Source organism: Ferrovibrio sp. GW821-FHT12B10 (assembly GCF_058807515.1).
Map to the genome: position 1 here is coordinate 3,237,847 of NZ_JBXAQT010000001.1, position 25,648 is coordinate 3,263,494.

Here is a 25,648-nt window from a genome sequence, read left to right on the forward strand (position 1 = left end):
ATGCGTCTGGTCGTCAACGGCAAACCGCACAGTTTCCACGGCTCGCCCGCCAAGCGCCTGTCCGATGTGCTGCGCGACGATCTGGGGCTGACCGGGACCAAGATCGGTTGCAATGCCGGTGATTGCGGCGCCTGCACGGTGATGATGAACGGCAAGCAGGTCTGCGCCTGCCTGACGCCAGTGGGGCAGGCGGCCGGGCTGTCTGTCGTCACGGTCGAGGGCCTGGAAGCTCATGGTGCGCTGTCGCGGCTGCAGACGGCGTTTCTCAAGCATGGCGCGGCCCAGTGCGGCATCTGCACGCCGGGCATGCTGATGGCTGCCACTGACCTGTTGGCCGAAGTGTCCAAGCCGAGCGAGGAGCAGGTGATGGACGCCATTGGTGGCGTTCTCTGTCGCTGCACCGGCTATCGCAAGATCGTCGAGGCCGTACTGGATGCCACGCGCACGCCCGACCTGCCGGATGTGCCTGTCGTCGGCCAGGCGGTCGGGGCCCGCAGTCTGAAGGTCGATGGCGTGGCCAAGGTGATCGGCAGCGAGAAATACGGGGCCGATTATATCCCGCATGAAGCATTGTGGCTGCGGGTGATCCGCAGCCCGCATGCGCGCGCGACGTTTACGCTGGGGGATTTCGCCGAGGCGATCCGTAAGTACGGCCTGGTGCGCGTCTTCACGGCCGCCGATGTGCCGCGCAACGGCTTCGCCATTTTTGATGCCAAGGACCAGCCGGTGCTGGCCGATGGCCTGGTGCGCTACAAGGGCGAAAGCGTCGTGGCCCTGGTCGGCCCACGCGAGGCGGTGGAAGCCGTGCGCCCCGAAGACCTGCCGATCACGTACACACCGGAAGACCCGGTCAGCGGCGTGATCGCGGCAGCCGCGCCTGGCGCCAAGCTGGTGCAGGCCGACAAGCCTGAAAACGTGCTGATCCGCGGCAATGTCACCAAGGGTGATGTGGCCAAGGGTTTTGCCGAAGCCGCGGCCACTGCCGAAGGTCTGTTCCAGACCAGCTTTGTCGAGCATGCCTATATCGAGCCTGAGGCCGGCTGGGCGGTGCGCGTGGGCGATCGCATCGAGATCCACGCTTCGACCCAGGCACCCTACATGGATCGCGACGAAGTGGCCGGCGTGATGCAACTGCCGCCCGACCGTGTGCGCATCGTGCCCACTGCCTGCGGCGGCGGGTTCGGCGGCAAGCTGGATGTGGCCGTGCAGCCGCTGATCGCGCTGGCCGCCTGGCATCTGGATAAGCCGGTGGCCTGTGTCTACACGCGGCCCGAAAGCATGGCCTCCAGCACCAAGCGGCATCCGGCCCGCATCACCGCTAAATTCGCCGCAGCCAAGGACGGCCGTCTGACCGCGGTCGAAACCCATGCCGATTTCGATACCGGCGCCTATGCCAGCTGGGGCCCGACGGTGGCGAACCGCGTGCCGGTGCATGCGACCGGGCCGTATCATGTGCCGCATGTGAAGAACCGTAGCCGTGCACTGTTCACCAACGCGCCGCCGTCGGGCGCTTTTCGCGGCTTCGGCGTGCCGCAGGCGGCGATTGCGCATGAAACGCTGATGGACGATCTGGCTGCCAAGCTGGGTATTGATCGTCTGGAGATGCGCTACATCAATGCCATCCGCGCCGGCGACCTCACCGCCACCAGCCAGAAGCTGGAGCATTCCGCCGGCCTGGCCGAGTGCATCGCGGCGCTGCGCCCGCAGTGGCAGGTCCTGACCAAGGACGTCGAGGCCTTCAATGCCCGCCGCAGGACCGTGCAGCGCGGCATCGGCATCGGCTGCATGTGGTATGGCCTGGGCAATACCTCGATCTCCAACCCTTCGACCATGCAGGTCAGCTTGCGCGCCGACGGCCGCGTGTTCTTCTACAACGGCGCCGTCGATATCGGGCAGGGCTCGAACACCATCTTCGTGCAGATCGTGGCCGATGCGCTCGGTGTTTCCATGGATCGCATCGACTATGTCATGGGCGATACCGATAAGACGCTGGACGCCGGCAAGACATCGGCGTCGCGGCAGACCTTTGTCTCGGGCAAGGCGGCGCAGCTGGCGGCGCAGGATTTGCGCAGCCAGATCCTGCGCCTGGCCAATGCCGGCGGAAACGCCATGCTGAAACTCGATGGCCCGACCCTGACCGTGGAAGATGGCGGCACGGTGCGCCGCATCGATCTCGCCACGCAGGCGCGACTGAACGACAATGCCGATGTGCTGATGGGTGAGGGCCGCTTCGATCCACCCACCACCATGCTGGATGATGACGGCCAGGGCGTGCCTTACGCCACATACGGTTTCGCCGCGCAGATGGCGCTGGTCGAAGTCGACACCGAACTCGGCACCGTGAAGGTGAAGAAGATCATCGCCGCCCATGACGTGGGCAAGGCGGTGAACCCGACACAGGTGGAAGGCCAGATCCATGGCGGCATCGCGCAGGGGCTTGGTCTCGCGCTGATGGAAGAATATCTGCCCGGCCGCACCGAGAATCTGCACGACTATCTGATTCCCACGGTGGGCGACATCCCGGAGATCGACGTGATCATGATCGAGGATGCCGAACCGCTCGGTCCCTTCGGGGCCAAGGGCGTGGGCGAGCCGGGTCTGGTGCCGACTGCGCCGGCCATTCTCGGCGCGATCCGCCATGCCACCGGTGTACGGGTCACATCCGTGCCGGTACTGCCGCATCGCCTGCATGCGGCGCTCAAAGCTCTGCCTCAGGCCGCGGAGTAGGGGGACAGCATGAGCCACGCCGTCGCCGAAACCGCCCCGAAAGACGACGTCGTCCGTTGCGATGCCTGCCCTGTGCTCTGCCGCATCCGGCCCGGCAAGGCCGGTGCCTGCGATCGCTATGCCAATGTCGAAGGGATACTGACCCGCGTTGATCCGCTGGTTGTCACCGAACGCGCCGCCAGCGAAGGCGCGGTGGTACCGTTCCTCTCCGGGTCGGAAGGCTGGAACGGCAGCGTCGCCGCGCCTGCACCGGTATTTGTCACCGGCATCGGCGCCGGCACGACCTATCCCGATTACAAGCCCGCGCCTTTCATCGTGTCGTCGCAGCATGACGGTGTCGACATGGTCACGGTGGTCACTGAAGGAATCTTCAGCTATTGCGGCGTGAAGGTAAAGATCGACACCGATCGCCATCTCGGCCCAGAACAGGCGGCCGTGCGCGTGAACGGCGAGGCCATTGGCCATGTCACCACGGCGGAATATGGCTCGCAGATGCTCTCACTGGGCGGCGTGCATCACCTGACCGGCGGCAGCAAGAAGGAAGGCAATACTACCTGCGACGCCATGCTGGCGCTGTGCAACAAGCAGGCGGTCACGGTGCAGATCGATGGCGGCGCGGAAGTCACCATCCAGGCCAACAAGCCGCCGATCGTGAACGGCACGCCTGAAGCGCGCATGCGCGTCGGCTGCGGCTCGGCTACCATCGGCATCTTCGCCAAGCAGTGGCTCGGCCATGCCGACGAGGTGATCGTGGTGGATGACCACATCACCGGCGTGCTGAGCGAGCATCAGGCCGGCCGCTTCCTCGACATGCCGCTGGCCGGCATCCGCGTACGCGGTCGCAAGTCAACGCCTGGCCGCTATTTCCAGGTGGCCGAACCCGGTCTGGGCTGGGGCGGCACCAATGTGTCCGATCCGCTGGAGATCATCGAAGCCATCGACGCCAAGACGGCCTGGCCCGGCATGAAGCTGCTGATGGTCTCGACCACCGGAGAGCACAGCGCCTGGTTCGTGCTGGATGATCAGTTGAAGCCGCAGCCGGCCGAGATGCCGGCTCCGGTGCGCACCGTGGTCGACCGCATCGCCGAGAATTGCGAGCCTTCGCTTTGCACCGTGCTGTTCATGGCTGGCGCGGGCGGTAGCCTGCGCGCCGGCGTCACCGAGAATCCCGTGCGGCTCACCATCTCGGTGAAGGATCGCCTGACCCGCGTCACGTCCGGCGGCGCGCCGGTCTATGTCTGGCCCGGCGGCGGCATCACCTACATGGTCGATGTGGCGCGCATGCCCGACAATTCCTTCGGCTATGTGCCGACTCCGGCACTGGTCGCACCGATTGAATTCACCATGAGCCAAGCCGATTACGCCGCGCTCGGCGGCCATATGGATTACGTCGTTCAGCTTTCCGACGTGCTGCAGGGCGGGCGCCTGAACCGGCTAGCGCAACGTGCGGACAATCCCTGGCCGATCACGCGGCCCACAGCGGAGGAGCAGCCATGAGCGGCGCAGGGCCCACCGCCACATGGCTCGACGGACAGAGTCGCCGCCTGCATCTGCAGCATGGCCCGATCGATCTGATCATCGGGGCCTTTGGCGAACGGGGCTCTGTCGCACGCGCCTACGATCAGGCCGTGACGCGCTTCCAGGATATCCTCGCCGTATTGGTGAGCGAGCTTGTCGACCTGAGGCAGCCGTTGGGGGCGGCGCATCCGCTGTTCCGTGGTCCGGTGGCGCGTCGCATGGCATCTGCCTGCTGGCCGTATCGCACTGTCTTTATTACACCGATGGCGGCAGTGGCCGGTTCGGTGGCCGACGAGGTTCTGGCCGCGATGCTGCGCGATAACGATCTTGCGCGCGCCTATGTGAACAACGGCGGCGACATCGCCTTCCATCTCTCGGCCGGCGAAAGCCTGCGTGCCGCCGTGGTCTGCAATCCGGACCTGCCGCATCTCGACGCGATCGCCACGCTCGACTCAGTCCAGCCGGCGCGCGGCATCGCCACATCGGGCTGGCGTGGTCGCTCATTCTCGCTGGGCATCGCCGATGCGGTCACAGTGCTGGCGGAAAACGCCGCCATGGCCGATGCGGCGGCAACCATTATTGCCAATGCGGTGACCGTGGAGCATGACGCGATTCAGCGGCAGCCCGCACACTCATTGCGGGATGATAGCGATCTCGGCGCGCTGCCGGTGACGGTATCCGTAGGTACACTGCCAATTATTGCGGTTGAGCGGGCCTTGTCGGCTGGTGTCGCACGCGCGCAGGATTTATGGCGCAGCGGCCTGATTCAGGCCGCATTTTTGTCGCTGCAGGGCGAGAGCAGGATTGTCGGCGGTGAAAACCTGCTGGTGCAGCAGAAAGTAATGGGGCAGGGATGAGTCTGGTCGAGGTTCGCAAGATCGTCTGTATCACGGACGAGATATTCCATGACGGCGGCCCCAAGGCGGGCAAGCCCCCGCGTCGTGGCGTGATCGGGGCGCTGGTGAAGAATCCTTATGCTGGCCGCTATGAAGCCGACATCACGCCGATGATGGATGCGCTGAAGCCGCTTGGTCTCGATCTGACCAGGCGTCTGGTGGCGGCGCTGGGCAATGACCCCAAGGCCATCGAAGCCTATGGCAAGGGCGCGTTGATCGGCGCCGGTGGCGAGCTGGAGCATGGCGCGCTGTGGCATGTGCCCGGCGGCTATTCGATGCGCGAGATCCTGGGCAATGCCAAGGCCATCGTGCCGTCCACGACGAAAGTGGGCGGGCCGGGCGCGCGGATCGACATTCCGCTGCATCACGTCAATGCGGCTTATGTGCGCAGCCATTTCGACGCCATCGAATGGGGCGTCGCCGATGGCCCGCGCGACAACGAGATCGCCTTCATCCTCGCCATGAGCACCGGCGGCCGCGTGCATGCGCGCGTCGGCGGTCTGCAGGTGCACGAAATCAAGGGCGAGGACGGTCAGCGATAAAACGGGATTAGCTTACGCGTTTGAGGTTTCCACAATACACACACAGGAGGGGCTTACATGAACCGCAGGACCTGGTTGAAGTGGAGTGCAGCATTCGGTATCGCTGCGTATGGCCTGGTGGCCGGGGGCGCGCAGGCGCAGGACACCATCAAGATCGGCGAGATCAATTCCTACAAGGTCTTCGCCGCCTTCCTCGAGCCCTACAAGAAGGGTATGGAACTGGCCGTCGAGGAGATCAACGCCTCGGGCGGGTTGCTCGGCAAGAAGATGGAAATCGTCATCCGTGATGACGGCGCCAACCCCGCCGATGCCGTGCGTCTGGCCGAGGAACTGCTGACCCGCGAGAAGGTGTCTTTCCTGATCGGCACCTTCCCCTCCAACATCGGCCTGGCGGTTGCCAGCTTCGCCAAGGAGAAGAAGACGCTGTTCATCGGCGCCGAGCCGCTGACCGACAAGATCGTCTGGGACCAGGGCAACAAGTACACCTTCCGCCTGCGCGCCTCGACCTACATGCAGACGGCCATGCTGGTGCCTGATGCCCTGAAGGTGAAGAAAAAGCGCTGGGCGATTGTCTACCCGAACTACGAATACGGCCAGTCAGCCACAGCGGCGTTCAAGAAGCTGATGCTGGAAAAGCAGCCTGATATCGAGTTCGTCACTGAGCAGGCCGTGCCGCTGGGCCGCATCGAAGCGGGTGCGGTGGCTGATGCCATCGCCGCCGCCAAGCCGGATGCGATCTTCTCCTCGCTGTTCGGCGCCGATCTGACCAAGTTCGTGCGTGAAGGCAACACGCGCGGCCTGTTCAAGGGCAAGGAAGGCTTCAACCTGCTGGCCGGCGAGCCGGAATATCTCGATCCGCTGGAAGATGAAGTGCCGGTGGGCTGGTACGTGACCGGCTATCCCTGGCAGGACATCGCCACACCCGAGCACAAGAAGTTCCTGGCCGCCTATCAGGCCAAGTTCAAGGATTATCCGCGCTTGGGCTCGATCGTCGGCTACTCCACCGTGCTGAGCGCTGCCGCCGTGATCAAGAAGGCCGGCACGCTCGATATGGAAAAGCTGGTGGCGGCGATGAAGGGGTTAAGTCATTCGACCCCGCTGGGCGACATCACCTATCGCACCCAGGATCATCAGTCGACCATGGGCGCCTATGTCGGCAAGTTGGGCCTGAAGAACGGCAAGGGCATCATGACCGACTGGTACTACGCCGATGGCGCGAAGTTCCTGCCCTCGGATGCCGATGTCGCCAAGATGCGTCCTGCTGAATAAGGCGGCCGAATAAGCCTGATCTGACGCCTGTCTCCCGCCGGCTTTGGCCGGCGGGAGTTCCTTTCCTCCAGCCTGATCCGGGGCCCGGCTTTGCTCGCCAATATTGTCATCCAATTCATGAACGGCCTTGCCGGCACGTCGTCGCTGTTCCTGGTCGCCGCCGGCTTATCGATCATCTTCGGCGTCAGCCGCATCGTGAATTTCGCGCATGGCTCGCTCTACATGCTGGGCGTCTACCTGTCCTGGAGCCTGATCAATGTCTTTGGCCGCGGCTCGATCCCGAATTTCTGGGCCGGCGTGCTGCTCAGCGCCGTCGCCGTCGGCGTTATCGGCATCGTCATCGAGGTGCTCGTGCTGCGCCGCATCTACAAGGCGCCCGAACTGTTCCAGTTGCTGGCCACTTTTGCGCTGGTGCTGATCATCAAGGATGTCGCGCTGTATGTCTGGGGAGCCGAAGATCTGCTCGGTCCGCGCGCGCCCGGCCTGCGCGGCGCCGTCGAGATCATGGGCAAGCGCTTCCCCGAATACGACCTGCTACTGATCGTCATTGGCCCGCTGGTGCTGGGGCTGCTTTGGCTGCTGATGAACCGCACGCGCTGGGGCACGCTGGTGCGCGCCGCCACGCAGGATCGCGAAATGGTCGGTGCGCTCGGCGTCAACCAGAGCTGGCTGTTCACCAGCGTATTCTTCCTCGGCGCTTTCCTGGCCGGTCTGGGCGGCGCGATCCAGACGCCGCGTGAGCCGGCCCAGCTGATGCTCGACATCACAGTGATCTCCGATGCCTTCGTGGTCGTCGTGGTCGGCGGCATGGGATCCATCAGCGGCGCTTTCCTCGCGGCATTGTTGATCGCACAGGCCAAGGCCTTCTGCATCGGCATGGGTGACGTGACGATCTTCGGCACGGTTTTCTCTTTCAGCAAGTTCACCCTGGTGGTCGAGTTTGTCATCATGGCCGTCGTGCTGGTGGTGCGGCCCTGGGGCCTGCTTGGCAAGCAGCAGGGTGCCCAGCGTGGCGCCTTCATGGTCGAGCCACCGCTCTATCCATTGAATCAGACCTTCTGGATGGCAGTGCTCGGCGTGGTCGTGCTGCTTGGCCTGATGCCGCTGGGCGGCGACAGCTACACCCTGGTGCTGCTGATCGACATCGCCGTATTCGCGCTCTTCGCTGCGACCCTGCATTTCCTGATGGGGCCGTCAGGCATGGTCAGCTTCGGCCATGCCGCGTATTTCGGGTTGGGCTGCTACGGCGCGGCGCTGGCTTTCCTCAAGCTCAAGCTGCCGATGGAACTGGCGTTGCTCGGCGCGCCGCTGGCCGGCGGTTTCGGCGCGCTGCTGTTCGGCTGGTTCTGCGTGCGGCTCTCGGGCGTCTATCTCGCCATGCTGACGCTCGCCTTCGCGCAGATCGCCTGGTCGGTGATCTATCAGTGGGACGCCTTCACTGGCGGCTCCAACGGCCTGATCGGCCTGTGGCCCAGCGACTGGCTGAAGAACCGAACGGCTTTCTACTACGTGGCGCTGACCATCTGCGTCGCCAGCATCATCTTCCTTTGGCGCGTGGTGCATGCGCCGTTTGGCTATGTGCTGCGTGCCGGCCGTGACTCGCCGCTGCGCGCTGATGCCATCGGCATCAATGTGCGCCGTTTCCAGTGGTTCGGCTTCACGCTCGCCGGGGCCTTTGCCGGTCTGGCCGGCGGACTGTTCGCCTTCTCGAAGGGCAGCATCTCGCCCGAGACGCTGGCCGTGCCGCGCTCGGTCGATGGCCTGGTGATGGTGCTGCTGGGCGGCGTGCAGACCCTGACCGGCCCGGTGGCGGGCGCGGCGGTCTTCACCTGGCTGCAGGATTCGATCGCGCGCAATACCGAATACTGGCGCGCCATCCTCGGACTCACCATCCTGGTCATCGTGCTGGTCTTCCCGCAGGGCATCGCCGGCTTCCTCAAGCAGGCCGGCGGCTGGATCATGCAGCGGCGCCGCGACCGGCAGGAGGTTGCGCCATGACCGCTGTTCTGGGCGTGGCCGGCCTCAACAAGGCCTTTGGCGGCGTGAAGGCCGTGCAGGATGTCAGTTTCTCGGTTGCGGCCGGCGAACTGCTGGCACTGATCGGCCCCAATGGCGCCGGCAAGAGCACCTGCTTCAATATGTTGAACGGCCAGTTGCGGCCCGACAGCGGCACGGTGACGCTGAGCGGCCATGATCTTGCAGGCCTCAAGCCGCGCGATATCTGGCGCATGGGCGTCGGTCGCACCTTCCAGATTACGGCCACGTTCAACTCCATGACCGTGCGCGAGAATATCCAAATGGCGCTGCTGTCCTTCCATAACGGGCTGATGTCCTTCTGGCGGCCGGCCAACATGCTGTATCGCGACGAGGCGATGGCGCTGCTGGCCCGTGTCGGCATGGCCGACCAGAGCGAACGGCCCTGCGGCATCCTGGCCTATGGCGATCTCAAGCGCGTCGAGCTGGCCATCGCACTGGCGAACCAGCCCAAGTTGCTGCTGATGGATGAGCCGACCGCCGGCATGGCGCCGAACGAGCGTATCGCCCTGATGGAACTGACGGCGAAGCTGGCGCGGCAGGACGATATCGCCGTGCTGTTCACCGAGCATGACATGGACGTGGTCTTCGCACAGGCCGACCGCATCATCGTGCTTAATCGTGGCATCCTGATCGCCGAAGGCAGCCCGGAGCAGGTGCGCGCCAATCCGGAGGTGCAGGCGGTCTATCTTGGTTCGGGTGCCGTCTTCGGGGAGGCGCACTGATGCTGAACGTTCAAGGCCTTCACACCTATTACGGCCGCGCCCATATCCTGGCCGACCTGGCGCTGAACGCCCATCCGGGCGAGGTGGTCGTACTGCTGGGCCGCAACGGCGCCGGCAAGTCGACCACGATGAAATCGGTCATCGGTCTGGTTGCGGCGCAGAGCGGCGAGATCAGCTTCGATGGTGTGCGCATCGATCGCCTGTCGCCGCATCGCATCGCCCGGCTGGGGCTCGGCTATGTGCCGGAAGATCGTCGCATCTTCACCGATCTCTCCGTGATGGAGAATCTGGAGGTCGGCCGGCAGAAGCCGCGCGACGGTGCGCCGACCTGGACGCCCGAGCGTCTGTTCGAACTGTTTCCCAATCTTGGCCGCATGAAGGACCGTCCCGGTGGCCGCATGTCGGGTGGCGAGCAGCAGATGCTGACCATCGCGCGCACCCTGATGGGCAATCCGCGCCTGATCCTGCTGGATGAGCCGTCGGAAGGTCTGGCGCCGGTGATCGTCGAGCAGATGGCGCGCACGATTCTTCAGTTGAAGGCGGAAGGGCTTTGCGTGCTGCTGTCCGAGCAGAACTTGCATTTCGCCCAGATGGTGGCCGACCGCGCCTACATCATCGAGAAGGGTCGTATCCGCTATTCGGGCACCATGGCCGAACTCGCTGCCGATGCGGCGGTGCGCGAACAGTATCTGTCGGTTTGAGGAGCGTAAGCATGGGCTGGATTGTCGGAATCGATGTCGGCGGGACTTTCACCGATCTGATCGGCATCGAACCGGAGAAGGGTTTGGTCGCGCTGGCGAAAGTCCCGACCACACTCGACAACCAGGCCTTCGGCGTTCTGGCTGCCTTGGAGAAGGGCGGCATCGCCCTGCCGCAGACCGACACCATCGTACATGGTACGACCACGACCACCAATGCGCTGCTCGAGCGCAAGGTGGCCAGGATCGGCCTGATCACCACCAAGGGCTTTCGCGACAGCCTCGAGCTCGGCCGCCGCACCCGTCCGCAGCCCTATGGCTTGACCGGCAGCTTCGAGCCGCTGGTGCCGCGCCAGTGGCGCCTCGAAGTGCCCGAGCGCATGGATGCCGATGGTGACGTGGTTATCCCTCTCGATGAGCAGGCCGTGCGCGTCGCCGCGATCCAGCTGAAGGAGGCCGGTTGCGAAGCGCTGGTGATCCATTTCCTGCATAGCTACATCAACCAGAGCCACGAGAAGCGCGCGCTCGAGATCTGCGCCGAGGTCTGGCCCAACAGCTACCTCACCGCCGGGCATCAACTACTGTCGGAATACCGCGAATACGAACGCGGTACGACGGCTTGCGTGAATGCATCCGTGCAGCCGGTGCTGCACCGCTATATCGAGCGCCTGAATGGCGAACTGAAGGGCAAGGGATTCAGCCGCGATCTGCTCGTAATGCAGGGCAATGGCGGCACGATTGCCGCCGGCATCGTGGCCGAGACCGCCGTGAACACCGTGATGTCGGGGCCGGCATCCGGCGTGATGGCGGCGGCCTATACCGCGCGCGCCGCCGGCTTGCCGAACGTGATCACCTATGACATGGGCGGCACGTCCTCGGATGTGGGCCTGATCCAGGATGGCGTGCCGCAGGTGTCGTCGGAACTGGAACTCGAATACGCCATGCCGATCCATGTGCCGATGGTCGATGTGCATACCATCGGCGCGGGCGGCGGCTCGATCGCCTTCATTAACGAGGCTGGCATGCTGCAGGTGGGGCCGGAAAGTGCTGGCGCGCGCCCGGGTCCGATCTGTTACGGCCGAGGCGGCACGCGGCCGACGATCACCGACGCCAATCTGGCGCTCGGCCGCCTCAATCCCGACGGGCTGCTTGCAGTCGACAGCAAGGTGTCGCTGCAGGATGTGAAGGACGCGATCCAGCGCGATGTGGGCAAGCCGCTCGGTATCGGCACCGATGATGCCGCGGCTGCCATCCTGCGCATTGCCAATGACAAGATGGCCGGCGCGATCCGCATGGTCAGTCTCAGCCGTGGTCATGATCCGCGCGATTTCGCGCTCTTCGCCTTTGGTGGCGCCGGGCCGCTGCATGCCGCCGCGTTGGCGCGCGAGTTGGGGATTCCGAAACTGCTGATCCCAGCGCGGCCGGGCATCACCAATGCGCTGGGCTGCGTGGTGGCCGATCTGCGCCATGACTATGTGCGCACGGTGAACAAGCCGCTGTCGGTGCTGGAAGAGGGCCTGGTGGCCGAAGTGCTGGAGGCGCAGGTGGTCGAGGGGCGTGCGACCATCGAACGCGACGGCGTGCCGGTCGAGGAAATCCAGGTTCTGCACACCGCCGATATGCAGTTCCAGGGTCAGAGCCATCTGCTGACCGTGGCCGTGCCCGATAAAAAGATCACCCGCGACGCCCTGCAGAAGGCCTTCGACGAAGCCTATTGGCAGCGTTTCGAGGTCGAGCTGCCGGAAATTCGCGCCGTGCTGGTCAATCTTCATACCGCCGTGATTGGCCGCCGGGCGCAATTGTCGCTGGATCGTCTGCTGGCCGCCGAGCCGGCCAAGGATGTCGCTGGCGCCAGGAAAGGCAGCCGTCAGGTATGGTATGATCATGGCGGCTGGCAGGAGACGCCGGTCTATGACCGTGAACGGTTGCCGCGTGGTGCCAGCTTCGCCGGCCCGGCGATCCTGGAGCAGCTCGACACCACCGTGGTCATCGAGCCGGGCAATCAGGTCAGTGTCGACAGGCTTGGCAACCTGATCGTCGCCATCAGTGCGGAGTAGGGACAATGGCAAAACCGATTGATCCAGTTACCCTCGTCGTCATCCAGAATGGCCTGCAGCAGGTCTGCAATGAGATGGACCTGGCCTTCTGCCGTGCCGCCTTCTCGCCGGTGATCTCCGAAGCGCTCGACCGCTCCGACGGTATCTATCATGGTGAGACCGGCGAGTTGATTGCGCAGGGCGAGCTTGGCCTGCCGGTTTTCGTCGGCACCATGCAGTTCTCCACCCAGGCGGTGATTGAGCGCGCCCGCAATATTCCTATGCTGGCGCCCAAGCCGGGTGATATCTATATCGTCAACGATCCCTATCTTGGCGGCACCCATCTAATGGATGTGCGCTTCGTGAAGCCCTTCTTTTACAAAGGCAAGCTGTTCTCCTGGCTGGCCAATACCGGCCACTGGCCCGATATCGGCGGCATGGTGCCGGGCGGTTTCTCGGCCAATGCCACCGAAGTGGAGCAGGAGGGCCTGCGTCTACCCCCGGTCAAGCTCTACAAGGAAGGCAAGCTGGACGAGGAAATCCTTTCCATCATCCTCAGCAACATTCGCATCGCCGACCAGCGCATCGGCGACATCAAGGCGCAGGCAGCGGCCCTGACCATCGGCGAGAAGCGCTTGACCGCTTTGCTCGACCGCTACGGCGCCGATGTGGTGGCTCAAGCCATCGAGGAACTGAAGCAGCGCGCCAGCCAGCAGATGCGTGCCCGTATCCGCACCATCCCCGACGGCGTCTATGAGGGCGAGGGCGTGGTCGATTCCGATGGCGTGATCGACGAGCCGTTGCTGATCAAGATGAAGGTCACCAAGACCGGCGAGGAAATGCATTTCGACATGACGGGCTCCAGCCCGCCCTGTCGCGGCCCGATGAACAGCGTCATCGCCACCACCTATTCCTCGATCTACCTGGCCGTGAAGCACATCTTCCCCGATGTGCCGATCAATGCCGGCACGTTTGAGCCGCTGAAGGTGAAGGACCCGCACGACACCTTCCTCTATGCCAAATACCCGCGCCCGGTTTCCGGTTGCGCGGCCGAAGTCAGCCAGCGCATCGCCGAGGCCGTGTTCAACGCGCTGGTCAAGGCGATGCCGGATCGGTTGTTTGCCGCGCCCGCCGGCACCTCGGGCAATCTTGCTTTGGGTGGTTACGACCCCAAGCGTGATCGCAGTTATGTGATGTATGTGATCTCCGGTGGCGGCTATGGCGGCTGGCATGGCGGCGATGGCATCAGCAATGGCTGCTCCACCATCGGCATTTCCAAGACCACGCCGATCGAGGTGATGGAGCAGTATTACCCCGTTTTGTTCGAGGAATACTCGCTGCATGAGGGTTCGGGCGGTGCCGGCGAACATCGCGGCGGCTTCGGCGTCAACTACACCATTCGTCTGCGCCGTGGCGAAGCGCGCGCCTCGATGGTGATGGATCACGGCCGCACCGGCCCGCGCGGCGTGCTGGGCGGCGAGGATGGCGGCTTCAATACCGTGAGGATCGAGACGGCCAAGGGCGCCTATGTGCCGCCGCATCTGTCCAAGGATCAGGATATCGAGATCAAGACCGGCGACCGCGTGCATGTCTCCACGCCGGGCGGCGGCGGCTATGGCGATCCGTCCAAGCGCGATCCGGCCGAGATCGCCCGCGATATCGAGCGCGGCTATTATACGCCGCAACAGATCGCCGAGCGCTTCCGCGGTCCCGTCAAATCCGCTGCTGAATAATCATGCTGGCCGAACTGGCGGTCTGGGCAGGTGTTGCCGCTGAACCGCCAGCACGGCAGCTCGGCTATGCCAAGGCAGCCGTAAGTCTGTGGTCGCGGCGGCGTCGGTGTGCGAAAGCCTGGGCCGAGCACGAGGCCAATACGCGTGCCTTCGCCCTGCAGGTGGCGCAAGGCTGCAAGCGCCATGACACTGTCTGGCTGCTGGGGGCGGGCACGCTCGCCGATCTGCCGCTGGCCGAGCTTTCCGCGCTATTCCGCCGTGTCGTGGTCTTCGATATCGCGCTGTTGGGCGGCGCGCGGCGCGCGGCGAAGCGCTTTGCCAATGTGGAGTTGCGGCTGGCCGATGTGACCGGCGTGGTCGAGGCGCTGGCGGAATGGCGGCGCGGCATGCCGCTGCCGATTGCCCCCGCTGATGCGATGCAGGAACTCGATCCGGTGCCGCCCGACTGCGTGCTGTCGCTCAACATCCTGTCGCAGTTGCCGCTGCTGCCGATGGATCACGTGCGCAAGCAGGGCATCACCAATACGGGCGCCGACAGCTTCGGTCGCGACATCATCCGGGCGCATCTGGCCGGGCTTGCCGCCTTCGGCTGTCCGGTCGGCCTCGTCGCCGATGCCAAGCGGGTCTGGCGCAGCCGGGCCGGCGAGACGGTGCTGAGCGAGAGCGCGGTGCTGGGGGTGACGCTGCCGGATGCGGACAAAAGCTGGATCTGGCCGGTGGCGCCACGCGGCGAGATCGATAACGAAGCTGGGCTGGAAATGACGGTACAGGCTACGCAGCTTGGCGGGGCCGGCGTTACTTCCTGACCTCCTGCACGGACTCGATGACGAAACCGCGCTCGGGCGGGAATTTGCGCATCATGGTGCGGCGCACTTCGTCTTCGTTGGACGCCTGCAGTTCCAGATAGTTGATGTCGCCCCACTTGTCGTCGAGCTGACGATGCTTTTCGCCCATCATATGGGCGCGGCGGACTTCCTGGTTGAAGATGCCGACGCTGAAGGTCTTGGTGTTGGCTTCCTTGGCCACGGCTTCGCTGGCCAGCTTTTCCATTTTGGCGACCTGCGCCTCCAGTTCGATCTTCTGCTTGCTCAGCTCGGCGATCTTGCTCTGGGCGGTCTTGGTGAACTTCTCCAGTTCGTCCAGGCGCTGGCCGCGCCGGATCACTTCGGCTGAGCTCCACTCATAGGCCATGATCTGCCTCTTATGCTGACCAATCAGATGCAGCACGATAAAGACAGCGCCCGGGATCCCGACCAGGAAGGCAGCGATGATCAGCAGGAAGCTAGACATGCCAATTGTCTTAGCGGAGAGCGAAAATCCCCACAAGGTGCTGAATTACCGGCAAAAGTTATGGAGAACCGGGCGAGGGGCGGCCCGAGGACGCTTGACCCGGGTAATAGGCCCGGTTTATGAAGCGCGTACCTGTGGCGGGGGTAGCTCAGTTGGTTAGAGCACCAGATTGTGGCTCTGGGGGTCGCGGGTTCAAGTCCCGTTCCTCGCCCCATAAATTCTAAAGGCCGGTCAATGACTTAACTGTCAGGCCGGCCTTTTTCATGGCCGCGTCCGGGCTTCTGGTGCAGGTCGCTCCGGCCTGCCGTCCCGGAACTGAAGCGAAAACACCCACGAAGGCGAAATATTGAGCAGCTGGCCGGCCTTTTGGCGGGCGGCTGGATACATGGATTGCATACAGTCGGGGTGCTGGCGGCAAAAGCTTAGGTCCTGGCCGCTGGCATCTGCCTTGCATCGTATCCGCGCGCTGAACCCGCTGCGGACAACGTCATGGCGAACAAGGGCGATATAGAACTGGCAGCCGTGCTGAAGCGCTATGGGAGCGCCGTCGCTGTCGACTCGATCAGCCTCAAGATTCCCGCTGGCACATATTGCTGTCTGCTCGGCCCCAGTGGCTGCGGCAAGAGCAGCACGCTGCGCATGATCGCTGGCCACGAGGATATCAGCAGTGGTGACATCCTGCTGGGCAACACTGTCATCAACGACCTGACGCCGGCCCAGCGCGGCACGGCGATGATGTTCCAGAACTACGCGCTGTTTCCCCATCTCGACTGCGTCGACAACGTGGCCTTCAGCCTGAAGATGAAAGGCGTGAAGAAGGCCGAGCGCCGGGCGAAAGCCATGGAGCTGCTGCGGCTGGTCGATATGCAGGACTATGCCGCCCGGCTGCCGGCGCAGCTATCGGGCGGGCAGCAGCAGCGTATCGCCCTGGCGCGCGCCCTGATCACCGGCCCTTCCGCCCTGCTGCTGGATGAACCGCTGTCGGCGCTCGATCCCTTCCTGCGCGCCCGCATGCGCGAAGAACTCAAGCGGCTGCAGAAGGAGCTGGGCATCAGCTTCATCCATGTCACGCACAGCCAGGAAGAAGCCATGGCGCTGGCTGATCTGGTGGTGGTGATGAACAAGGGCCGCATCGAACAGGCCGCCAGCGCGCGCGAGGTGTTCAACCGTCCGCGCACCCCCTTCGTCGCCCGCTTCATCGGCGGCCATAACATTCTCTCCGATGGCGACCGCCGCATCTCGGTGCGCGCCGACCATGCCGCGTTGGCGCCGCCGGGACAGGGCGAGGCGGGCTTCGGCGGCACGGTGCGGGCCGTCGAATATCTCGGCAGCCTGGTCCATGTCGGCATCAGCCCGGAAGCGGCGGCCGGTTTCAGCGTCGACCAGGGCGAATTCTCGGTCGCCGTCGATGAAAGCCGGTTCTTCGCCGCGCCGGTCGCCCTGGGCGACCGCGTCGCGGTCTCCTGGGCGCTGGAGAAGGTTCACGTATTGCAAGAGTAGTTCGCGGCAGGGGCCGCATGACAACAGAGGAGGACGATATGGCCAAGAATGATAAGGGCGTCGTAGGCAAGCGCGGCATGAACCGCCGCACGGTTCTGAAAAGCGCGGCGGCCGGCATCGGTCTGGCGGCCGGTAGCGGCGCCATCACCGGTTTCCCCACCATCTGGGCGCAGAACATCAAGAACGTCACGCTGCGCCAGTTCGGCACCGGCGTGTCCAACCTCAATGCCATCGCCGAGAAGTGCAAGGCTGATACCGGCATCACGCTCCAGATGACGGCGCTGGACTCCGATGCCGTGGCGCAGCGCGCAGTGACCCAGCCCAAGTCCTTCGATATCGCCGATATCGAATACTGGATCTGCAAGAAGGTGTTCCCGGCCGGTGTGATGCAGCCGATGGATACCAGCAAGATCAAGAATGTCGACAAGATCGTGCCGCTGTTCCTGAACGGCAAGCTCAAGCCCGACAGCGTGATCGCGCAGGGCACCGCGCCGCACAGCGTCGGTTTCGTCGAGGGCAAGGATTCCACCAAGTTCGCCAAGTCGCAGACCCAGTGGATGACCATGATCCCGACGATCTACAACGCCGACACGCTGGGCATCCGCCCGGATCTGGTGGGGCGTCCGATCGCCAACTGGAAAGACATCATGGACCCGAAGTTCAAGGGCAAGGCGTCGATCCTGAATATCCCGTCTATCGGTATCATGGATGCGGCGATGATCTGTGAGTCGATGGGTGAGATCAAATACGGCGACAAGGGCAACATGACCAAGGCCGAGATCGACAAGACGATCTCGATCATGACCGCCGCCAAGAAGGCCGGCCAGTTCCGCGCTTTCTGGAAGACCTTCGATGAGTCGGTCAACCTGATGGCCTCGGGCGAGGTGATCATCCAGTCGATGTGGTCGCCGGCCGTCACCGCCGTGAAGTCGAAAGGCATTCCCTGCGTCTATCAGCCGTTGGCCGAAGGCTATCGTGCCTGGGGCGGCGGTCTAGGCATCGCCAAGCATCTGAGCGGTCTGGAGCTGGATGCAGCCTATGAATACATCAATTGGTATCTCTCGGGCTGGGTCGGTGCCTACCTGAACCGCCAGGGCTATTACTCCGCCGTGCTGGATACCGCCAAGCAGCATATGAGCGCGGATGAATGGGCCTTCTGGATGGAAGGCAAGCCGGCCAAGACCGATATCCTGAGTCCGGAAGGCAAGGTTCTGGAAAAGGCTGGCGCGGTGCGCGACGGCGGCGCCTTCGAGGACCGCATGGGCAAGGTCGCCTGCTGGAATGCCGTGATGGACGAGGACCGCTACATGGTTCAGAAATGGAACGAGTTCATCGCCGCCTGATCTGAAGGGCACGCCGCGCAGGCCGGAAGAAATCCCGGCCTGCGCGGCGCTTCCATGAAGCGCATCAACTACATTCCCTATCTACAGGTCGCGCCGCTGGCTTTCGTCTTCGGTGCCTTCCTGGTCGTGCCGATTCTGACCATCGCGGTGGTCAGCTTCTGGGACTACGACTTCGCGCGCATCATCCCCGATTTCGTGCTGACCAATTACGCCGAACTTCTGGGCAGTCCGGTCACGCTGCGCACCTATCTCAACACGTTGCGCTATGCCGCCATCGTCTGGGTGGCGACCCTGGCGATCGGCTTCACCATCGCCTATTTCCTCGCCTTTCATGTGCGCAGCGATACCTGGCAGACGGCCTGCTTCCTGATCTGCACAGTGCCGTTCCTGACCTCCAACATCATCCGGATGATCTCCTGGATTCCCTTCCTTGGCCGCAACGGGCTGCTCAATTCCGCCCTGATCGGCGCCGGCATTGTGAACGAGCCGCTGGAGTTCCTGCTGTTCTCCGATTTCGCCGTGGTGCTGGCCTTCGTGCATCTCTACACCCTGTTCATGATCGTGCCGATCTTCAATTCGATGATGCGGATCGACCGTTCGCTGCTCGAGGCCGCCTATGACGCCGGCGCCAGCGGCTGGCAGGTGCTGCTCAATGTGATCCTGCCGCTGTGCAAGCCGGGCATTGCCATCGGGTCTATCTTCGTTGTTACCCTGGTGATGGGGGATTTCGTCACCGTGCGCTTCATGAGCGGCGGCCAGAGTGCCTCGGTCGGCCTGATGATGGCCAATGCGATTTCCCTGCTGCAGTATCCGGCGGCGGCGGCCAACGCGGTGATCCTGCTGGTCGTCGTGCTGCTGATGGTGGCCGCCATGATGCGGATCGTCGATATCCGCAAGGAGCTGTAGCCATGCAGGATCGCAAGCGCGGCAAGAGCTTTTATATCCTGGGCGCCTTCTTCGTCCTCTTCGTGCTGTTCCTCTATGGCCCGATGTCGACCATCTTCATCCTGTCCTTCCAGGGGCCGGAGGGCGGCCTGACCTTCCCGATGCGCGGCGTGTCGGTGAACTGGTTCCGCAATCTCACCGAAAAACAGATGGTCGGCGATTTCGCCGGCAGCTTCGCACGCTCGTTTGCGCTGGGCGTGATCGTCATGCTGCTGACCGTGGTGATCGCGCTGGCTGGCGGCCTGGCCTTCCGTCATCGCTTCCGCGGATCAGGCCTTGTCTTCTACCTGGCCATCGCCAGCCTGATTGTGCCGTCCATCCTGGTCAGCCTCGGTATCGGCCTGCAGTTCCGCATCCTCGGCTGGGACACCAAATGGTTCACCTCCGGCCTTGCCGCGCATCTGACCTGGACGCTACCATTCGGCCTGCTGATCATGTTTGCGATCTTCAATCGCTTCAACAAATCCTACGAGGAAGCGGCGCGCGACCTGGGCGCCACGCCCTGGCAGGTGATCCGCCATGTGGTGATCCCGATCATCCTGCCCAGCCTGATCGGCATTGCGCTCTTCGGCCTGACGCTGTCCTATGATGAATTCGCCCGCAGCCTGATGACCGCGGGCACCGACAATACGCTGCCGCTGGAAATCTATGCCATGACCACCAATGTCACCACGCCGGTCCTCTACGCACTTGGCACGGTGACCAGCGGCTTTTCCTTCCTCATCATCATTCTGGCGCTCGGCACGGTGACGATCCTGCGCCGCCGTCGCGCCCGTCATGGCTCCGACGCGGGCCATGGCGTCTGACTTCTCCATCCGGGTGATGAGCCGCACCCAGCTCGACATGGCGGTCGACTGGGCGGCGCAGGAAGGCTGGAATCCCGGCCTGGCCGATGCCGGCCTGTTCCATGCCGCTGACCCTGGAGGCTTCCTGGTCGGTCTGCAGGGTGGCGAGCCGGTCGCCTGCATCGCCGTGGTGCGCTATGGCGCCGCATACGGCTTCCTCGGTTTCTACATTGCCGCGCCGGCCTGGCGCGGCAAGGGCAAAGGCATGGCGGTGTGGAACGCCGGCCTTGCGCATCTGGGTGATCGCGTGGTTGGCCTCGATGGCGTTCTGGCGCAGCAGGGCAATTATCGCAAATCCGGTTTCACGCTGGCGCATCGCAATATCCGGTATGGCGGTCTGCCGAAGCCGGGTGCGCCACAGCGCTTCATCGATCCGGCCAGCCTCGGCTTCGATCAACTGACCGCCTATGATCGCCGGTTTTTTCCGGCCGCGCGCGACGGCTTTCTCTCGGGCTGGCTGTCCGCGCCGGGCCATCGCAGCCTCGTCAGCGTCACCGACGGGCGGCTCACCGGCCTTGGCACCATCCGGCCCTGCCGCGAGGGCCACAAGATCGGGCCGCTCTATGCCGAGACTTCGGCGATTGCCGAAGGCCTGTTCACGGCACTCTGCGCGGGCTGCGTCGGGCCCGTCTTTCTCGATGTGCCCGAAACCAACCCCGCAGCGGTGAAACTGGCCGAGGCCGCTGGCCTCACCCCTGCTTTCGAAACCGCGCGCATGTATAAAGGGCCGGCGCCTGTGGTCGACATGGGCGGCCTGTATGGCATCACCACATTCGAGCTTGGCTGATGAAACTGCTGCTGATCAACCCCAACACCACCGCCGCCATGACCGACAAGGTTCTGGATGTGGCGCGTACGGTCGTCGCCCCGACCACGGAACTGGTCGGTGTCACCGGACGCTTTGGCGCCGCTTACGTGGCGACCCGCAGTTCCTACGCCATCGCCGCCCATGCGGCGCTCGATGCCTGGGCTCAGGCGGATGATGGCAGCTTCGATGCGGTGGTTCTGGCTTGCTTCGGCGATCCGGGATTGGATGGCCTGCGCGAACTCTGTCCGCTGCCGGTCATCGGCATGGCCGATGCCTCGATCCAGCTCGCCGCCAGCCTGGGCAAGCGCTTCGGCATCGTCACCGGCGGTGAGCGCTGGGGGCCGATGCTGAAAGAGTTTGTCGCCAGCAGGGGGATGACCGAACGGCTGGCCTCGATCCAGACCGTCGCACCCACCGGCGGCGATATCGCGCGCGATCCCGATGCGGCGATGACGCTGTTGGCCGAGGCCTGCATCGCGGCGGCGAAAGACGGTGCCGATCACGTCATTCTCGGCGGCGCCGGTCTGGCCGGTCTGGTGCCGCGTATCCGCGACCGCGTGCCGGTGCCGGTGATCGACAGCACGATTGCCGTCATGCGCATGGCCGAGGCCGTTGCGGCTTCGGGCTTCGACAAGGCGACGGCGGGAAGCTTCGCGCTGCCGCCGCCCGTGCCCAGCACCGGGCTGTCGCCGGCGCTGGCGAAACATCTCTCCGGGATTTAGTCTGGCTCGCGGAGCCAGACCTGCGTGCGGCCGAGCAAAGGCATGCCGATATAGCCGCGCATGCGCAGCCTGGTGCCGCCTTCGGTCAGGCTGACCTTGGCGTTGTAGATCTTGCCATTCTTCGGATCGAGTACGCCGCCGCCGGTCCAGTCACTGCCATCGCGTTTCAGGCCCCAGAGGAAGGTCATGCCGATCACCGGCTTGTCCCTCATCTCGCCTTCGCACAGTTCGCAAGTCGGATCGATCTTGTCGCCCGGCTGGTAGAAGATCTGCAGGATGCGGCCCTGCAGCTCGCTGCCGGTATCGATGATCTCGACGATGCTGCGCGCCTGGCCGCTTTCGTCATCGATGGTCTTCCAACGCCCCGCCGGACTGGTCAGGTCGGCCGCACCTGCGAAGACGGGCGTCAGGACCGTGATAAGCAGGGCAGCGAGGCGAAGGCTGTGAAGCATGACAGTTACCCCATCGGAACAATTGCACATCCGGCGGTTTGACCCATTCCGGTCCCCGGCAGACTACTATACTCTGACCGTCATGACAGGAGGCTGGGCATGAGCGAACAGACCACGGGCTCGCAATTCCGTCTGGGCATCGGCGCCGCTGAAGACTGGCGCATGGCCGTCGATGGCTGCCTGCTGCAGCTGATGCCGCTGTCGGACGCCGCCAATGTCGGCTTTGTCTATGTCAGCGACCGCATGGCCGATCGCCTGCCGCAGATTCTCAAGCGCCTCAGTGAAGCCACCGGCATTTCCGCCATGATCGCCGCCTGCGGCTACAGCATCGCCGCCGGCGATACCGAATACTGCGACGAGCCGGTCGTCGCCTGCCTGATCGGCGTGGTGCCGGAAGGCAGCGCCACGCTGTTCAAGCGCCCGACCGAACGGCCGCAGGGCTGGCTCGGCATCGTGCATGCCGATCCGCAGGTGCCGGCGCTGCCCGAGTTGATCGAGGATTTCGCCGAAGCTTGCGGCGCCTATCTGATCGGCGGGCTGATCGCGGCGCGCGGCCCGCGTCCGCAATGGGCCGGTGGCGCCATCGAAGGCGGCATGTCGGGGCTCGTGTTCTCCGATGCGCAGCCGGTGCTCACCGGACTGACCCAGGGCTGCACGCAGATCGGCGACGTGCACCAGATCACGGCCGCCGATGGCAACGTGGTTCTCGAACTCGATTCCAAGCCGGCCTATGACGTGCTGCGCGACAGTTTCGCGGTGCAGTCGCTGACCGACCTGCGCAAGCTCTCCAGCGGCCTGATGGTCGGCCTGCCGATCAGCGGCGCCGATCGTCCGGACTATCTGGTGCGCAACATCATCGGCATCGATCCGCAGGCCGGCGGCCTTGCCATCGGCGCGATGGTGGAGGAGGGCGACCAGATCTTCTTCTGCCGCCGCGACATCGACTCTGCCGGGCGCGACATGGACCGCATGCTCACCGACCTCAAGCGCCGCTGCGGCGACCGCGTGCCGCGTGGCGCGCTGTGGTATTCCTGCATGGCGCGCTGCCAGGACCAGTTCGTGCAGAATCCGAGCGAACTGACGCGCATCCGCACCGTCTTCCCCGATCTGCCGCTGGTCGGCATGTATTGCGGCGGTGAGATCGCCCAGGCCCGGCTCTACGGCTATACCGGCGTGCTCGCGCTCTTCCTCTGACGCCGTGGCTGTAATACCCGAAGGACCGCCGCGTAGCGGCTGGGCTAGGATGGTCCCGGAAATTCTGGTCAGGGACTTTTCCGCCAGCCTGCGCTTCTGGTGCGATGGTCTTGGCTTCGGCATTGCCTATCAGCGGCTGGAGCAGCAGTTCGCCTATCTCGAACATCCCGATGGCGCACAGATCATGCTCTGCCAGCGTAGCGGCAACTGGGAAACCGGTCTGCTGGAACCACCCTATGGGCGCGGCGTGATGTTCCAGGTCTATCTCGACCGCCTCGATCCGGTGCTGGCTGGCTTGTCCGCAATGCCGTGGCCGCTGCACAGCGGTCCGCGCGAGGTCTGGCGTCGCGTCGGTGACCGTGAGGCGGGGCAGCGCGAGGTCTTCGTCCAGGACCCAGATGGTTATCTGATCATGCTGGCGGAAAATATCGGCGAGCGTCAGGGCTGAAGCACAATGCGGCCGATCACCTGACCGGCCTTCAGCTTTTCCAGCGAGGCCGTTGCATCGCTTAAAGGCGCCACGGCAATCGGCAGGGCCGGCAGTTTGGTCGTCTGCGCCAGCGCCAGCAGTTCGCGCATCTCCTGCAGGCTGCCGACATAACTGCCGCTGACCCGCAGCCCCTTCATCACATGAATGCCGATCGACAGCGTGGCCGCGCCGCCAAGCAGGCCGACGGTGACCAGATGGCCGCCTTTTCTCAAGGCGTTGTATGCGAACTCGAAGCTCGGGCCTGAGCCGGCGAAATCGATGGCGCCCATCACACCGCCGGTGGCTTTCAGCAATGCCTTCAGGGCGCCATCGGCGCGCGGATCGATGACGTCCTTGGCGCCCAGCTTCAGCGCGGCTTCCCTTTTTGCCGGATCAAGATCGGCCACCACCGGCGCCTGGCCGGTCACGGCCTTGGCCATCGCCACGGCATTCAGTCCGACGCCGCCGGCGCCGACGATCAGCAGCGTATGGCCATCCGACAAAGGCCCGATCTTTTTCAGCGCCGAATAGGCCGTGAGGCCGGAGCAGGCATAGGTCGCGGCCAGGCCCGGTTCCAGACTGCCGATATCCAGCAGGTATTGCGCATCCGGCACAAGCACATGGCTGGCATAGCCGCCGTCGATGAAAATGCCGATCGCCTTGGCCGCGCCGGCGCAGAGATGTTCGTTGCCGTCCTGGCAGGGCGGGCAGGTGCCGCAGCCGATCCAGGGGAATACCAGCTTGCGGTCGCCGGGCTTCAGTCCGGCTTCGGGTCCCGCCGCCACCACGGTGCCGACGATCTCATGGCCCAGTGTCATCGGCAGGGCCGCGCCGTTGGCGGCGGCGACCACGCGCTTGCCGTTGCCCAGATCGAAATAGCCGTCCCAGATATGCAGGTCGCTGTGGCAGACGCCGCAGCGCTCGACCTTGACCAGAACCTGCTTGCCCGTCGGCTGGGGCAGGGGCTTTTCAGCCAGGGCGAGGGGTTTGCCGAACTCGGCCACCTGGTAGCAGCGCAGCATGGGCGTCCTCCTGATGTTTGGATGAATGGTAGGAAGCCCGGCAGGCTGGTGTCCAGCGTTCAAACCGGTAAACTTCGCAGACTGAACCTTCATGGGAAAAGACAGCCATGGCCATGCTGCAACGTCTGTTCGATCTCACCGGGCAGGTCGCCCTGATCACCGGTGCATCCCGGGGCTTCGGTCTCGAATTCGCCAAGCTGTTCGCCGAGGCGGGCGCGATGGTGATCCTGAATGGCCGCCATATGGAAACGCTTCTGGCCGCTGCGGAAACCGTGCGGCCTCATGGCCTGGTCGATGTCGCCGCCTTCGATGTCGCCGATATCCCGGCCGGCGCGGCGGCGATTGCCGCCATCGAGAAGACCCATGGCAAGCTCGACATCCTGGTCAACAATGCCGGCATCAACATTCGCAAGCCGCTGGGCGATTTCACCCTGGATGACTGGCGTCAGGTGCTGGAGGTCGATCTGACCGCAGCCTTTGCCCTGTCGCGCACGGCCGGCCTTGCCATGGCGAAGCGCGGCTATGGCCGCATCATCAATATCGGCTCGGTGCTCTCGATCAAGGGGCGCGCCAGCATCCCGGCCTACAGCGCCGCCAAGCACGGCATCCTCGGCCTGACCAAATCCTTCGCCGCCGAACTCGGCCCCTCGGGCGTCACCTGCAACGCCATCGCGCCAGGTTACTTTGAGACCGAACTGAACCTTGAGCTGATGAAGAACGCCGAGTTCGTGAAATTCGTCAATGACCGTACGCCGCTGCGGCGCTGGGGCAAGCCCGAGGAACTGGCCGGCGCCGCGCTGTTTCTTGCATCGCCCGCTGCATCCTACGTCAACGGGCACCTGCTCGCCGTCGATGGCGGCATGACCACCACGATCTGATC

General features: G+C 64.2%; 23 protein-coding genes and 1 tRNA gene. 21 read left to right on the forward strand and 3 right to left on the reverse strand.

All coding sequences use genetic code 11. From position 1 onward, the window contains the following. From AC1RRT_RS16165 to AC1RRT_RS16215, 11 genes are all read left to right on the forward strand, one after another. On the forward strand, positions 1 to 2,727 hold the full coding sequence (locus tag AC1RRT_RS16165; RefSeq protein ID WP_493014837.1) for a molybdopterin-dependent oxidoreductase: 2,727 nt from the start codon (positions 1 to 3) through the stop codon (positions 2,725 to 2,727). A gap of 9 nt (positions 2,728 to 2,736) precedes the next feature. Beyond that, positions 2,737 to 4,224 carry a 6-hydroxynicotinate reductase gene (locus AC1RRT_RS16170; protein ID WP_493014838.1) on the forward strand — a complete coding sequence of 496 codons (1,488 nt, stop codon included), beginning with the start codon at positions 2,737 to 2,739 and terminating at the stop codon, positions 4,222 to 4,224. Further along, the gene (locus AC1RRT_RS16175) at positions 4,221 to 5,102 is read left to right on the forward strand and encodes a UPF0280 family protein (protein ID WP_493014839.1); all 882 of its coding nucleotides are present in this window, start codon (positions 4,221 to 4,223) and stop codon (positions 5,100 to 5,102) included. The genes AC1RRT_RS16170 and AC1RRT_RS16175 overlap by 4 nt, the downstream gene beginning before the upstream one ends. Then, the gene (locus AC1RRT_RS16180) at positions 5,099 to 5,683 is read left to right on the forward strand and encodes an amino acid synthesis family protein (protein ID WP_493014840.1); all 585 of its coding nucleotides are present in this window, start codon (positions 5,099 to 5,101) and stop codon (positions 5,681 to 5,683) included. Before AC1RRT_RS16175 ends, AC1RRT_RS16180 begins: the two co-directional genes overlap by 4 nt. 57 nt (positions 5,684 to 5,740) lie before the next feature. After that, entirely contained in the window at positions 5,741 to 6,952 is a 1,212-nt protein-coding gene (locus AC1RRT_RS16185; protein ID WP_493014841.1) for an ABC transporter substrate-binding protein, read from the forward strand. Positions 6,953 to 7,069: 117 nt separating this feature from the next. Next, on the forward strand, positions 7,070 to 8,950 hold the full coding sequence (locus AC1RRT_RS16190) for an ABC transporter permease (protein WP_493014842.1): 1,881 nt from the start codon (positions 7,070 to 7,072) through the stop codon (positions 8,948 to 8,950). Then, positions 8,947 to 9,711: an ABC transporter ATP-binding protein gene (locus tag AC1RRT_RS16195; protein ID WP_493014843.1), complete on the forward strand. Its 765-nt coding sequence runs from the start codon at positions 8,947 to 8,949 to the stop codon at positions 9,709 to 9,711. Before AC1RRT_RS16190 ends, AC1RRT_RS16195 begins: the two co-directional genes overlap by 4 nt. Beyond that, positions 9,711 to 10,412: an ABC transporter ATP-binding protein gene (locus tag AC1RRT_RS16200; protein WP_493014844.1), complete on the forward strand. Its 702-nt coding sequence runs from the start codon at positions 9,711 to 9,713 to the stop codon at positions 10,410 to 10,412. The genes AC1RRT_RS16195 and AC1RRT_RS16200 overlap by 1 nt, the downstream gene beginning before the upstream one ends. 11 nt (positions 10,413 to 10,423) lie before the next feature. Further along, positions 10,424 to 12,466, forward strand: coding sequence for a hydantoinase/oxoprolinase family protein (locus AC1RRT_RS16205; protein WP_493014845.1), 2,043 nt, complete (start codon positions 10,424 to 10,426; stop codon positions 12,464 to 12,466). Between the two features lie 5 nt (positions 12,467 to 12,471). Continuing rightward, positions 12,472 to 14,178, forward strand: coding sequence for a hydantoinase B/oxoprolinase family protein (locus AC1RRT_RS16210; RefSeq protein WP_493014846.1), 1,707 nt, complete (start codon positions 12,472 to 12,474; stop codon positions 14,176 to 14,178). A 2-nt stretch (positions 14,179 to 14,180) separates the two neighbouring features. Further along, positions 14,181 to 14,984, forward strand: a complete 804-nt coding sequence (locus AC1RRT_RS16215) for a hypothetical protein (RefSeq protein WP_493014847.1) — start codon at positions 14,181 to 14,183, stop codon at positions 14,982 to 14,984. On the opposite strand, the gene AC1RRT_RS16220 is transcribed toward AC1RRT_RS16215, so the two are convergent. After that, the gene (locus AC1RRT_RS16220; RefSeq protein ID WP_493014848.1) at positions 14,974 to 15,468 is read right to left on the reverse strand and encodes a hypothetical protein; all 495 of its coding nucleotides are present in this window, start codon (positions 15,466 to 15,468) and stop codon (positions 14,974 to 14,976) included. The two genes, AC1RRT_RS16215 and AC1RRT_RS16220, sit on opposite strands and share 11 nt — an antisense overlap. Positions 15,469 to 15,605: 137 nt before the next feature. Between AC1RRT_RS16220 and AC1RRT_RS16225 the strand changes: the two genes are divergently transcribed. From AC1RRT_RS16225 to AC1RRT_RS16255, 7 genes are all read left to right on the forward strand, one after another. Beyond that, positions 15,606 to 15,682: transfer RNA gene (locus AC1RRT_RS16225), tRNA-His, on the forward strand. 275 nt (positions 15,683 to 15,957) lie between these two features. Continuing rightward, a complete protein-coding gene (locus tag AC1RRT_RS16230; protein WP_493014849.1) occupies positions 15,958 to 16,968 on the forward strand; it encodes an ABC transporter ATP-binding protein in 1,011 nt (336 codons plus the stop codon). A gap of 38 nt (positions 16,969 to 17,006) precedes the next feature. Next, entirely contained in the window at positions 17,007 to 18,311 is a 1,305-nt protein-coding gene (locus tag AC1RRT_RS16235; RefSeq protein WP_493014850.1) for an ABC transporter substrate-binding protein, read from the forward strand. A 54-nt stretch (positions 18,312 to 18,365) separates the two neighbouring features. After that, positions 18,366 to 19,217, forward strand: coding sequence for an ABC transporter permease (locus tag AC1RRT_RS16240; protein ID WP_493014851.1), 852 nt, complete (start codon positions 18,366 to 18,368; stop codon positions 19,215 to 19,217). A 2-nt stretch (positions 19,218 to 19,219) separates the two neighbouring features. Next, positions 19,220 to 20,062, forward strand: coding sequence for an ABC transporter permease (locus AC1RRT_RS16245; protein WP_493014852.1), 843 nt, complete (start codon positions 19,220 to 19,222; stop codon positions 20,060 to 20,062). After that, positions 20,052 to 20,888: a GNAT family N-acetyltransferase gene (locus tag AC1RRT_RS16250; RefSeq protein WP_493014853.1), complete on the forward strand. Its 837-nt coding sequence runs from the start codon at positions 20,052 to 20,054 to the stop codon at positions 20,886 to 20,888. Before AC1RRT_RS16245 ends, AC1RRT_RS16250 begins: the two co-directional genes overlap by 11 nt. After that, the gene (locus AC1RRT_RS16255; RefSeq protein WP_493014854.1) at positions 20,888 to 21,631 is read left to right on the forward strand and encodes an aspartate/glutamate racemase family protein; all 744 of its coding nucleotides are present in this window, start codon (positions 20,888 to 20,890) and stop codon (positions 21,629 to 21,631) included. The genes AC1RRT_RS16250 and AC1RRT_RS16255 overlap by 1 nt, the downstream gene beginning before the upstream one ends. On the opposite strand, the gene AC1RRT_RS16260 is transcribed toward AC1RRT_RS16255, so the two are convergent. Further along, positions 21,628 to 22,083 carry a DUF2147 domain-containing protein gene (locus AC1RRT_RS16260; RefSeq protein ID WP_493014855.1) on the reverse strand — a complete coding sequence of 152 codons (456 nt, stop codon included), beginning with the start codon at positions 22,081 to 22,083 and terminating at the stop codon, positions 21,628 to 21,630. The two genes, AC1RRT_RS16255 and AC1RRT_RS16260, sit on opposite strands and share 4 nt — an antisense overlap. 99 nt (positions 22,084 to 22,182) lie before the next feature. Here AC1RRT_RS16260 and AC1RRT_RS16265 point away from each other — a divergent pair, with 99 nt between their 5' ends. Both AC1RRT_RS16265 and AC1RRT_RS16270 read left to right on the forward strand, forming a co-directional pair. Next, on the forward strand, positions 22,183 to 23,277 hold the full coding sequence (locus tag AC1RRT_RS16265) for an FIST signal transduction protein (protein ID WP_493014856.1): 1,095 nt from the start codon (positions 22,183 to 22,185) through the stop codon (positions 23,275 to 23,277). Between the two features lie 49 nt (positions 23,278 to 23,326). Further along, complete coding sequence (locus tag AC1RRT_RS16270) at positions 23,327 to 23,725, forward strand: bleomycin resistance protein (RefSeq protein ID WP_493014857.1); 399 nt, start codon at positions 23,327 to 23,329, stop codon at positions 23,723 to 23,725. Here the strand turns inward: AC1RRT_RS16270 and AC1RRT_RS16275 are convergent. Then, positions 23,716 to 24,768: an alcohol dehydrogenase gene (locus AC1RRT_RS16275; protein WP_493014858.1), complete on the reverse strand. Its 1,053-nt coding sequence runs from the start codon at positions 24,766 to 24,768 to the stop codon at positions 23,716 to 23,718. The genes AC1RRT_RS16270 and AC1RRT_RS16275 overlap by 10 nt on opposite strands. A 107-nt stretch (positions 24,769 to 24,875) precedes the next feature. On the opposite strand from AC1RRT_RS16275, the gene AC1RRT_RS16280 reads away from it, so the two are divergent. Next, a complete protein-coding gene (locus AC1RRT_RS16280; RefSeq protein WP_493014859.1) occupies positions 24,876 to 25,646 on the forward strand; it encodes an SDR family oxidoreductase in 771 nt (256 codons plus the stop codon). Positions 25,647 to 25,648: the final 2 nt, after the last annotated feature.